The organism is Microbacterium hominis NBRC 15708, assembly GCF_001592125.1.
Taxonomy (GTDB): domain Bacteria; phylum Actinomycetota; class Actinomycetes; order Actinomycetales; family Microbacteriaceae; genus Microbacterium; species Microbacterium hominis.
Genome location: NZ_BCWI01000020.1, coordinates 57618 through 68271, shown reverse-complemented (window position 1 = coordinate 68271; position 10654 = coordinate 57618). Strand labels below are relative to the sequence as shown.

Annotated in this window: 8 protein-coding genes; 7 read left to right on the top strand and 1 reads right to left on the bottom strand. The window is 72.6% G+C overall.

Annotation, left to right across the window (positions count from 1 at the left end; genetic code table 11):
* Nucleotides 1-81: 81 nt before the first annotated feature.
* Together MHO01S_RS13915 and MHO01S_RS13910 are read left to right on the top strand one after the other, a co-directional pair.
* Nucleotides 82-963, top strand: coding sequence for a carbohydrate ABC transporter permease (locus tag MHO01S_RS13915; RefSeq protein ID WP_060958298.1), 882 nt, complete (start codon nucleotides 82-84; stop codon nucleotides 961-963).
* A gap of 12 nt (nucleotides 964-975) precedes the next feature.
* A complete protein-coding gene (locus MHO01S_RS13910) occupies nucleotides 976-1884 on the top strand; it encodes a carbohydrate ABC transporter permease (RefSeq protein WP_061782486.1) in 909 nt (302 codons plus the stop codon).
* 44 nt (nucleotides 1885-1928) lie between these two features.
* Here MHO01S_RS13910 and MHO01S_RS13905 read toward each other — a convergent pair whose 3' ends face one another.
* Nucleotides 1929-2759, bottom strand: a complete 831-nt coding sequence (locus MHO01S_RS13905; protein WP_061782485.1) for an NAD-dependent epimerase/dehydratase family protein — start codon at nucleotides 2757-2759, stop codon at nucleotides 1929-1931.
* Nucleotides 2760-2884: 125 nt separating this feature from the next.
* On the opposite strand from MHO01S_RS13905, the gene MHO01S_RS13900 reads away from it, so the two are divergent.
* The 5 genes from MHO01S_RS13900 to MHO01S_RS13880 are packed head-to-tail and all read left to right on the top strand — an operon-like array spanning nucleotide 2885 to nucleotide 10652.
* Complete coding sequence (locus MHO01S_RS13900; RefSeq protein ID WP_061782484.1) at nucleotides 2885-5521, top strand: family 78 glycoside hydrolase catalytic domain; 2637 nt, start codon at nucleotides 2885-2887, stop codon at nucleotides 5519-5521.
* Complete coding sequence (locus MHO01S_RS13895) at nucleotides 5518-6198, top strand: aspartate/glutamate racemase family protein (protein WP_061782483.1); 681 nt, start codon at nucleotides 5518-5520, stop codon at nucleotides 6196-6198. The genes MHO01S_RS13900 and MHO01S_RS13895 overlap by 4 nt, the downstream gene beginning before the upstream one ends.
* Complete coding sequence (locus tag MHO01S_RS13890) at nucleotides 6195-8159, top strand: glycoside hydrolase family 127 protein (RefSeq protein ID WP_061782482.1); 1965 nt, start codon at nucleotides 6195-6197, stop codon at nucleotides 8157-8159. Before MHO01S_RS13895 ends, MHO01S_RS13890 begins: the two co-directional genes overlap by 4 nt.
* Nucleotides 8156-9418 (top strand): RuBisCO large subunit C-terminal-like domain-containing protein, encoded by a 1263-nt coding sequence (locus MHO01S_RS13885; protein ID WP_061782481.1) that lies wholly within the window; start codon nucleotides 8156-8158, stop codon nucleotides 9416-9418. The genes MHO01S_RS13890 and MHO01S_RS13885 overlap by 4 nt, the downstream gene beginning before the upstream one ends.
* The gene (locus MHO01S_RS13880) at nucleotides 9411-10652 is read left to right on the top strand and encodes a four-carbon acid sugar kinase family protein (RefSeq protein ID WP_061782480.1); all 1242 of its coding nucleotides are present in this window, start codon (nucleotides 9411-9413) and stop codon (nucleotides 10650-10652) included. The genes MHO01S_RS13885 and MHO01S_RS13880 overlap by 8 nt, the downstream gene beginning before the upstream one ends.
* Nucleotides 10653-10654: the final 2 nt, after the last annotated feature.

Genomic DNA, 10654 nt, shown 5'->3' with positions numbered 1-10654 from the left:
CCCCGCGCCGGCCGGCCGGGGTCCCGATCCCCGGCCGGCCGGCGCCCGACCCCCTTCCGCTCCGCACGAAAGCCGCCACCCATGAAGTCCGTCCTCGGCGACCGCAAGGCGATCACGCTGCTGCTTCTTCCCGCGCTCATCGTCTACACCCTGATCATGCTCGTCCCCGTCCTCTGGTCGTTCGGGCTCACGTTCTTCTCCGGCAGCGTGCTGACCGGATTCGAGTGGAACGGCATCGACAACTTCACCCGGCTGCTCTCCGACCCCTACGTCGGCGACGCACTGGTCTTCACGCTGAAGTACGCCGTGCTGGTGACGATCCTGCAGGTCGTCCTGGGCTACGGCCTCGCGCTGCTGTACCAGTTCGTCCTGCGCCGGTCGTCGGTCCTGGTGCGCACGCTCGTGTTCTTCCCCGTCGTGCTGCCCACCGTCGCGATCGCGATCCTGTACCAGAAGATCTTCCAGTCGGCCCCCAACGACGGTCTCGTCAACGAGCTGCTCGTCAACGTCGGCCTGTCGTCCGTCGACTGGCTGGGCTCGGGCACGACGGCCTTCGTGGTCATCGTCGTGATGGACGTGTGGCGCTCGGTCGGCTTCTACGGGGTGCTCGTCTTCTCCGGCCTGCTCGACATCCCCGACGAGATCGTCGAGTCGGCCCGCATCGACGGCGCCAAGACCTTCTCGCTGTTCCGGCACATCATCCTGCCGATGTCGCTGCCGATCCTGTTCGCCTCGTTCATCTTCAGCATCAACGGCACCATCAAGGTGTTCGACTCGGTCTTCGCCCTCACCGGCGGCGGGCCGGGCAACTCGACCACGCCGCTGACCCTCTACATGTACCGGACCGCGTTCCAGTACAGCGACTTCGGCTACGGGTCGACCATCGCGCTCCTGCTGACCGTGATGTGCCTTCTCGTCACCCTCGCCATCTTCCGCTCGTCGCGCCGCGACAACACCGTCTGAGAGGAGCACCTCATGACCACGACTCTCGACACCATCGCCGTCACGAGCCCCCGTGCCGTCAGGTCGCAGCGACCGACGCCGGCGGGGCGCGCCCTCGCGCTGCTGCGCCGCGTGCCGACCTGGCTGACCATCCTCTTCCTCGTGGTCGTCACGGCCTACCCGCTGTTCTGGATGTTCATCAACTCGCTGAAGTCGAACACCGACTTCCTGAACAACCCGTCGTACGCCTTCCCGGAGACGTGGCGCTGGGACAACTACGCGACCGCCTGGCAGACGGGCAACCTCTCGACGACGGTGATGAACTCGATCATCGTGACGCTGCCGTCGCTGCTGCTCATCGTCGTGCTCGGCACCGCGGCCGGCTTCGCGCTCGAGGTCCTCGTCTTCAAGGGGCGCGGTGCCGTCCTGCTGCTCTTCCTCGCCGGCATCATGATCCCGGGGCAGATGATCATCCTGCCGCTGTTCAACGCCTTCTTCCAGCTCGGGATCAACGGCTCGCACCTGCCGATGATCCTCATCTACACGGCGGGCGGACTGCCGCTGACGGTGTTCATGATGGCGACCTATTTCCGGGCGATCCCCCGCGAGATCTTCGAGGCGGCGACCATCGACGGCGCCTCGATGGTGCGCGCCTTCTTCTCGATCGGGTTCCCGATGATGCGCAACGCCGTGCTCACGGTCGCGATCGTGCAGTTCTTCCTGATCTGGAACGACCTGCTGATCGCGCTGGTGTTCGGCGGCAAGAAGAGCCTCAACACGATCCAGGTCGGCCTGCTCAACTTCTCCGGCGAGTACGGGGCCATCAACTACGGGCCGCTGTTCGCGGCGATCTGCATCACGGTCGTCGGCATCCTCGTCCTCTACCTCTTCCTCAACCAGCGCATCATGAAGGGCCTCGCGGCCGGCGCGGTCAAGGGATGAGCCGGATGCCGGCGGGTCGCGAGGACGGCACCCGCCGGCATCCTTCAGCGCCAGTCGTGCCGGGCGCGGAAGCCCAGCTCCGCGCGGATCTTCCGGGTCGACAGCAGCGACTCGAACGCGCCGAGGTCCTCCGCGACGGGCACGCCCGGGAACCATCGCGCCGCGACTTCGCGCGAGGGGGTCGACAGCCCCGATTCGGGTGCCGCGACGTTGTACACCTCGAATCCGGGGCGTCCGCGCCCGAGGGCGAGGGCGACGGCCTCGGCCCCGTCGCGGGCATCGACCCACGAGCCGAGCAGATCGCGTCGGTAGTCGTCCTCGCCGGCACGCGCGAAGGTGGCGTAGCCGTCCGGGGCGACGACGTTGGTGAAGCGCAGGGCCGTGATCGAGACGCCCTCGCGCCAGCCGGCGATCTGCGCGGCCAGGGTCTCCTCGACGACCTTGCCGAGGCCGTAGGTGTTGAACGCGCGCGTGTAGCCCTCGTCGACGGGCAGCGCCGGCGGCGCGACGTCGAAGGGGAACCCCGCGGCCGTGATGCTCGAGGCGATGACGATGCGCCGGATGCCGGCGCGGTGCGCCGCGAAGAGCACGTGCGACGACGCCGCCAGGTTGTTCTCGAAGGTGGCGACATCCGGGATCAGCCCGTTCACCGGCACCGCGGCGAGGTGGACGAGGGCGGCGAGGCCGTCGTGGCGGGCCGTGACGCCGAGGATCGCGTCGAGCGTCTGTCCATAGTCGGACAGGTCGACGCGCGTGAACCCGGGACCCGCGGGGCCGGCGAGGTCGAAGCCGACGACGTCGTGCCCGTCGGCGCGCAGCCGCTCGACGGTGGCCCGTCCCAGAGTCCCGCTGCTGCCCGTGACGGCGATGATCATGACCGCTCCTTTTGCTATGGTTTGAAACGTACCAATGCTATTGGTTCGCTCTGCGATTCGCATCGCAATCGACAGACTGAAACGTTTCGAGTCGACTCGACCGCCCAACGAGGGGAATGTGACCAATGACGGCCACCGTGTCCGCACCGCGCTTCGAACACCATCGGGAGGCGCTCGGCATCGGCGAGAGCGCGCCGCGCCTGTCCTGGACGATCGACGACGCGGCCCCCGAGTGGCACCAGAGCGCCTACCGCGTGGAGGCCCGCGATCCGCACGCGGCCGCCGATCCCGCCGCCGACGAGCGCGCCGCGGAGTGCGCGGAGGTGGCCTCCTCCGCGCAGATCCTCGTCGCGTGGCCGTTCGCCGCCCTGCGGTCGCGCGAGCGCCGTGAGGTGCGCATCAGCGTCCGCGGCCACGACGGCGTCTGGAGCGCGCCGGGCCCGTGGGCGCCCGTCGAGATCGGACTCCTCGACCCGTCCGACTGGGCGGCCGCGCCGGTGGGGGCGCTGTGGAACGAGAACCCGATGAGCGACGAGCGGCGCCCGTCGCTGGTGCGCCGGGAGTTCGACGTCGCGCCCGGCCTGGTGCGCGCCCGGCTGTACGCGAGCGCGCACGGCCTGTTCCAGGCGGAGATCAACGGCGAGCGGGTCGGCGACGACCTGCTCGCCCCCGGCTGGACGGTCTACCGGGAGCGGCTGCGCTACACGACCTACGACGTGACCGGGCTGCTGCAGAGCGGGCGCGCGGCGATCGGGGCCTGGCTCGGCGACGGCTGGTACCGCGGGCGCCTCGGCTGGCGGGGCGGGTTTCGCAACCTCTTCGGCGACGACCTCTCCTTCCTCGCCCAGCTCGAGCTCGTCTACGACGACGGCTCGCGCGTGGTCGTCCCGACCGACACGTCGTGGCGGGCGGCGCCGAGCCCGATCCTGCAGGCCGGGCTCTACGACGGCGAGGTGTACGACGCGCGCGAGGAGCAGCCCGGCTGGTCGCGCCCCGGCTTCGACGACGCGGGCTGGGAGCGGGTGCAGATGCGGCGACGCGACCCCGCGACCCTCGTGGCCCCGACCGGCCCGCCCGTGCGCGTCACCGAGGAGCTCCCGCCCCGCCGCGTGCTCACCTCGCCGTCGGGCAGGCGCATCCTCGACTTCGGGCAGAACCTGGTCGGCGTCGTCCGCCTGCGCGCGACGGCACCCGCCGGCACCACGGTGACCCTGCGCACCGCGGAGGTGCTGCAGGACGGCGAGCTCTACACGCGGCCGCTGCGGGACGCACGCTCCACGGACGCCTACACGTTCGCGGGCCGCCCCGAGGGCGAGACCTGGGAGCCGCGGTTCACGTTCCACGGGTTCCGCTACGTGGAGGTCGACGGCTGGCCGGGCGATCTCGACGCGGATGCCGCCGCCGGCGCGCTGCAGGCGCGCGTGCTGCACACCGACCTGGAGCGCACCGGCTGGTTCTCCTCCTCCGATCCGATGCTCGACCGGCTCCACGAGAACGTCGTGTGGGGCATGCGCGGCAACGTCGTCGACGTGCCGACCGACTGCCCGCAGCGCGACGAGCGCCTCGGATGGACCGGCGACCTCCAGGTGTTCGCCCCGACCGCCTCCTTCCTCTTCGACGTGTCCGGCATGCTCGGCGGCTGGCTGCGCGACCTGGCCCTCGAACAGCTCCCCGATGGGACCGTGCCGTGGTTCGTCCCGGTGATCCCGGCCGACACGATGTGGACGCCGCAGCGGCCCGGAGCGGCCTGGGGCGACGCGGCGACGGTCGTGCCGTGGACGCTGTTCTCGCGGTTCGCCGACCCCGAGATCCTGCGCGCGCAGTTCGACAGCGCGCGCAGGTGGGTGGACCTCCAGGCCGAGATCGCCGGCCCGAGCCGCCTCTGGGACACGGGCTTCCAGCTCGGCGACTGGCTCGACCCGGCCGCACCGCCGCAGGATCCGGCGGATGCCCGCACCGACCGCTACCTCGTCGCGACGGCGTACTTCGCGCTGTCGGCGCGGATCGTCGCGCGGATGGCGGCGGAGCTCGGGCGCGCCGAGGAGGCGGGCGCGTACGGGCGGCTGGCCGACGAGATCGTCGAGGCGTTCGTGGCCGCCTACGTCCGTCCGGACGGCACGATGACCTCCGACGCGCAGACCGCCTACGCGCTCGCCCTGCAGTTCGACCTCCTCCCCGCGCACCTGCGCTCCTCGGCCGCGGACCGCCTCGCACACCTCGTGCGCGAGGCCGGCAACCACATCGCCACCGGGTTCGTGGGCACGCCGCTGGTGTGCGACGCGTTGAGCGCGAACGGTCACCTCGACGCCGCGTACGACCTGCTGCTCGAGCGCGGCTGCCCGTCGTGGCTGTATCAGGTGGAGATGGGTGCCACCACGATCTGGGAGCGGTGGGACGCCATGCTGCCGGACGGGTCGGTCAACGCGGGCACGATGACCTCCTTCAACCACTACGCGCTGGGCGCGGTGGCCGACTGGCTGCACCGGACGGTCGCCGGCCTGGCCCCGGACGCGCCGGGTTATCGGCGCATCCGGTTCGCACCCCGTCCGGGAGGCGGACTGACCTCGGCGAGCGCCCGCCATCTCACCCCCTACGGACCCGCGGAGATCTCCTGGGTCCGCGAGGGCGACGACCTGCGCGTGCGGATGCGGGTGCCCGTCGGCGCCGAGGCGATCGTCGACCTGCCGGGTCGGGACCCCGAACGGGTGGGCCACGGCGTGCACGAACGGGTGGTCCGCCGCGCGGTGGAGGTGATCGCGTGAGCGCGCCGCGACGTGTCGCCTTCATCCACACCGGCGCCGTCGTCATCCCGATGGTCGCCGCGGAGGCGGCGACGCTCCTGCCGGGCGTGGAGATCGTCAACTACCTGGACGACCGCATCGTCGCCGACCTCTCGCGCGACGAGGCCCCGTCGGTGCCCGCCCGGATCGCACAGCTCGCCCGCGCCGCGCGCGACGCGGGGGCGGAGGCGGTGATGCTCACCTGCTCGTCCATCTCGACGCTGGCCGCGCCGACGGCGGCAGCGGTCGGCATCCCGGTCCTGCGCATCGACGAGGCCATGGCGGATGCCGCGGTCACGGCGGCGGGCGACGGACGCATCGCGGTCCTCGCGACCCTTCCGACCACCTGCGCGCCGACGGCCGCGCTCCTGCGGGAGCGCGCCGACCGCGCCGGAACGCGGCCGCGCATCGATGCCGAGGTGATCGACGACGCCTTCGCGGCCGTCGCCGGCGGCGATCGCGACCGCCACGACCGTCTCGTCGCCCAGGCCGTGGAGCGGGCGGCCGCGGGCGCCGATGTCGTGGTCCTCGCGCAGGCCTCCATGGCATCGGCCGCGGCGGCGGCCGCATCCACGGTCCCCGTGCTGACCAGCGTCGCCCTCGGCGTCGAGCGGCTCGCGCGGACGCTCGACGCGACCGGAACGGAGGCGCGGGCATGAGCGGCACGCTGACTCCCCTCGGCGCAGCCGATGCGCGCTGGGCCGACGGCTTCTGGGGCCGCATCGCCCGGCGCACGCGCGAGGTGACGGTGCCGACCATGGGCGCCATGCTCGCCGACCCGGCCACGAGCCCGGCCCTCGCGAACTTCGAGGTGGCCGCGGGGCTGCGCCCGGGCCGTCACGAGGGTCCCCCCTTCATGGACGGCGACTTCTACAAGTGGATGGAGGCGGCGATCAGTCGACTGGAGACCGATCCCGATCCGGCTCTCGAGGCCGAGCTGGAGCGCATCGCCCGTCTGATCGCCGCGGTGCAGCGGGAGGACGGCTACGTCCACACGCCGACGGCGATCGCCGCGCGCGACGACGAGCCCGTCTCGGCCCTGGCCGACCGTTTCAACTTCGAGACGTACAACCTCGGCCATCTGATCACCGCCGGTGTGCGCCATCATCGCGTCACCGGATCGCCGACCCTACTCGAGGTCGCCCGCGGTGCGGCGCGGTTCCTGGAGCACCTCGCGACCGACAAGCCGCGCGAGCTGGCCCGCAGCGCGATCTGCCCCTCGCACTACATGGCCGTCGTCGACCTCTACCGCGCGACCGGCGAGCGCCGCTACCTCACGCTCGCGGAGTCGTTCCTGCGGGTGCGCGACGAGTTCGACGAGGGCGGCGACGACAATCAGGACCGCATCCCCGTGCGCCACCAGAGCGTCGTGGCCGGGCACGCCGTGCGGGCCAACTACCTTTACGCGGGTCTGGCCGACCTGGTCATCGAGACCGGCGACGAGGAGCTGCACGCCGTGCTGGACACGCTGTGGCGTGATGTCGTGGACACCAAGCTGGCGGTGACCGGCGGCTGCGGGGCGCTCTACGACGGCGCCTCCCCCGACGCCCACCCCTGGCAGGAGGAGATCAGCCGGGTCCACCAGGCCTACGGACGCCCCTACCAGCTGCCGCACACGACCGCCCACAACGAGACGTGCGCGCAGATCGGGATGGTGCTGTGGAGCGAGCGGATGCTGGCGCTGCGCGCCGACGCCCGGTACGCCGACGTCATCGAGACCGTCGCGTACAACGCGCTGCTGTCCGGCATCGGTCTGGACGGAGCCACCTACTTCTACACGAACCCCCTGCGACAGGTGCGCGAGCTCCCCTTCCCGCTACGGCGCGCGGGCGACACGGGGCTGCATCCGGTGCCCGCCCCGCCGCCGTCCGACGAACGCCTGCGCGAGCCGTACCTGTCGTGCTTCTGCTGCCCGCCGAACATCGCGCGCACCCTCGCGCAGTTCCACGAGCGGATCGGCTCGGTGTCCGACGACGGGCTGTGGGTGCACCAGTACGGCGGATCGCAGATCCGTCATGCGTTCGGCGACGGGCGGGTCCTGGGCCTGCGTGAGAGCTCCGACTACCCGTGGGACGGGCGCATCGTCTTCACGGTCACCGAGGCGGAGGGCACGGTGCCGGTGCACCTGCGGATCCCCGGGTGGGCGCGGGGGGCGCGGCTCACCGTCGCGGGCGCGGACGTCGAGATCGCGGCGTCCTCGTCGTACGCGCGGGTCGACCGCGCATGGCGCGCCGGCGACGAGATCGTCCTGGACCTCCCGATGCCCGCCCGCCTCCTCCGCGGTCACCGGCTGGCCGAGGAGCTCACGGCGCAGGTCGCCGTCCAGCGCGGACCCGTCGTGTACTGCGTCGAGAGCCCGGACCTGCCCGCGGGGATCGACCTGGAACGCATCGCCCTGCGTCGCGGCGCCGCGCTGCGCGCCGTGCCGACGCAGATCGCGGGCCGACGCGTCGTCGCCCTGGAGACCGAGGCGGCCGTCCTCCCGCCGACGCCCGCGACGCTGTACGACGAGATCGACGACGACCCGATCACGACGGCGACGGTGCGGCTGGTGCCGTACTTCGCGTGGGCCAATCGCGGCCCGTCCGAGATGTCCGTCTGGCTGCCGGTGATCTGGTGAGCGCCGCGACCGACGCGGTCGTCGCGACCTACGTCATCGAGACCGGGCTCGACCTCGAGCGGGCCGCGGAGATCCTCGCCGGCGAGCAGTCGACGGGAACCTTCGTGCGGGTGGAGCGGGAGAGCGACGCGCTGCGGGACCGCTTCGCCGCGCGCGTCGTGGAGATCACCGAGCTGCCCCCGGCGGACTCCTCGCCCCTGCCCGGCGCCGTCGGCGACCTGGGCCACCGCCGACGCGCCCGCGTGCGCGTGCGGTTCCCCCTCGAGAACTCGGGCCCGTCGATCCCGAACCTGCTCAGCACGGTGGCCGGCAACCTGTTCGAGATCAAGGAGCTGTCCGGCGTGAAGCTGGTCGACCTGGATCTTCCGCCGGCCTTCGCGCAGCGCTACGGGGGTCCGCGCTTCGGCCTCGAGGGCACGCGGCGGCTGATGTCGCGGCCGACCGGCGCCATGATCGGCACGATCGTGAAGCCCTCCATCGGACTCTCGCCCGCGGAACTGGCCGAGCTCGTCGGCGAGCTCGCGCGCGCCGGCGTCGACTTCATCAAGGACGACGAGCTGCAGGGCAACGCGCCGCACGCCCCGCTCGCGGCGCGCGTCGCGGCGGTGATGCCGGTGCTGGAGAGGCATGCCGACCGCACGGGGGTCAAACCCATGTACGCGTTCAACATCACCGACGACATCGACCGGCTCGAAGCCCATCACGACCTCGTCGTCGCGGCGGGCGGGACGTGCGTCATGGCCGTGATCGCGCACGTCGGCCTGGCCGGCATCGCCCACCTGCGCCGCATCTCGGGCGTGCCGATCCACGGGCACCGGGCCGGGTTCGGCGCGCTGAGCCGCTCGGACCGGCTGGGGATCTCGTTCACGGCGTGGCAGAAGCTCGCACGGCTGTGCGGCGTCGACCACCTCCACACCAACGGCATCTCCAACAAGTTCTACGAGTCCGACGACGACGTGCTCGCCTCCGTCGCCGCCGTGCGCACGCCCCTGCCGGGCCTGACCTCGACCGTGCCGGTGCTCTCCTCCGGCCAGTGGGGCGGCCTCGCGCACGCCACCTACGCCGCGACCGGCACCGCCGATCTGCTGGTGATGGCCGGCGGCGGCATCCACGGCCACCCGGACGGTGCGGCGGCGGGCGTGACCGCCATGCGCGAGGCGTGGTCGTCCGCCGAACGCGGCGAGAGCGTCGCGCAGGCCCTCGCGGCCTCACCGGCCCTGCGCCGTGCGGCCGAGACGTTCGGACCCGTCCGTGAGTGAGCCGGCGGTCGGGTTCTACGGCGACGACGTCACCGGCAGCGTCGACGCGCTGCTGCAGTTCACCCGCCGCGGGTGGCGCGGACGCCTGTTCACCTCGCTCCCGTCCCCGTCGGCGCTGGCCGACGCGGCAGACGACGGGGACGTCGTCGGCATCGCGGGCATCGCCCGCTCCCTCGGCCCCGCGGCGCTGGAGGCCGAGGTGCGGCCGGCGCTTTCGGCGCTGGCCGCGCTGCGGCCCGCGGTGCTGCAGTACAAGGCCTGCTCCACCGTGGACTCCTCGCCCGAGGTCGGCAGCCTCGGCCGCGTCCTCGAGATCGGGCGCGACCTCACCGGCGCCCGCCCCGTGCCGCTCCTGTTCGCCCAGCCCGACTTCGGTCGCTACACCGTGTTCGGCCACCACTTCGCGGCCGACGACGGCGTCGTGTACCGCCTCGACCGGCAGCCGACGATGTCCCGGCATCCGTCGACCCCGATGTCGGAGTCCGACATCGCGCGCCACCTCGGCGCGCAGACCGCGCTCGCCCTCACCGGCATCCCCCTGACCAGCTACACGGATGCCGCGGACCTCGCCCGCCGCATCGAGGCGTGCGGTGCCGACGCCGTCGTGCTCGACGCGCTCGACGCGCACCACCTGCGCCTCATCGGCGAGGCGATCGGCCGGCTCGCCCCGACCGCGTTCGCCGTCGGCTCGGGCGGTCTGAGCGCGGCGATCGCCGATGCCGCACCGCGCCGGCCGGCACCGGCCGCCGTGGCCGCCGCGAGCGGACCGGTCCTGGTCGTCTCGGGCAGTCGGTCGCCGCGGACGCGACGGCAGACGGCGGCGGCCGCGGATGCCGGGTGGTTCGTCGCGCCGCTTCCGCGAGACGACCGCGAAGCCGCACCCGCCCGCGACGCCCTGCGCGCCGGGCGCAGCGTCGTGCTCGCGTCGGATCTCGGGCCGGACGACAGCGGCGCGCTGGACGGGCTCACCCGGCGCGCGGCGCGTGTCGTGCGCACCGCGGTGGCGGCCGGCGAGACGCGCCGGGTGATCGTCTGCGGAGGCGACTCGTCGAGTCGCGTCGTGCGCCTCCTCGGCATCCGGGCGCTGTCGATCGCCGCCAACCCCTGGGGCAACGTCGCGCTCCTGCGCGCGCACGCCGACGGCCCGCTCGACGGGGTCGAACTGCTGCTCAAGGGCGGCCAGGTCGGGGACGACGACCTGTTCGAGAGGGTGCGGACGGGCGGGGCGCCCTGACC

What these genes read in the sequence shown, in the direction of transcription:
- MHO01S_RS13905 (WP_061782485.1), bottom strand. Translation starts at nt 2,759, where the DNA reads ATGATCATCGCCGTCACGGGCAGCAGCGGGACTCTGGGACGGGCCACC.
- MHO01S_RS13900 (WP_061782484.1), top strand. Translation starts at nt 2,885, where the DNA reads ATGACGGCCACCGTGTCCGCACCGCGCTTCGAACACCATCGGGAGGCG.
- MHO01S_RS13910 (WP_061782486.1), top strand. Translation starts at nt 976, where the DNA reads ATGACCACGACTCTCGACACCATCGCCGTCACGAGCCCCCGTGCCGTC.
- MHO01S_RS13890 (WP_061782482.1), top strand. Translation starts at nt 6,195, where the DNA reads ATGAGCGGCACGCTGACTCCCCTCGGCGCAGCCGATGCGCGCTGGGCC.
- MHO01S_RS13915 (WP_060958298.1), top strand. Translation starts at nt 82, where the DNA reads ATGAAGTCCGTCCTCGGCGACCGCAAGGCGATCACGCTGCTGCTTCTT.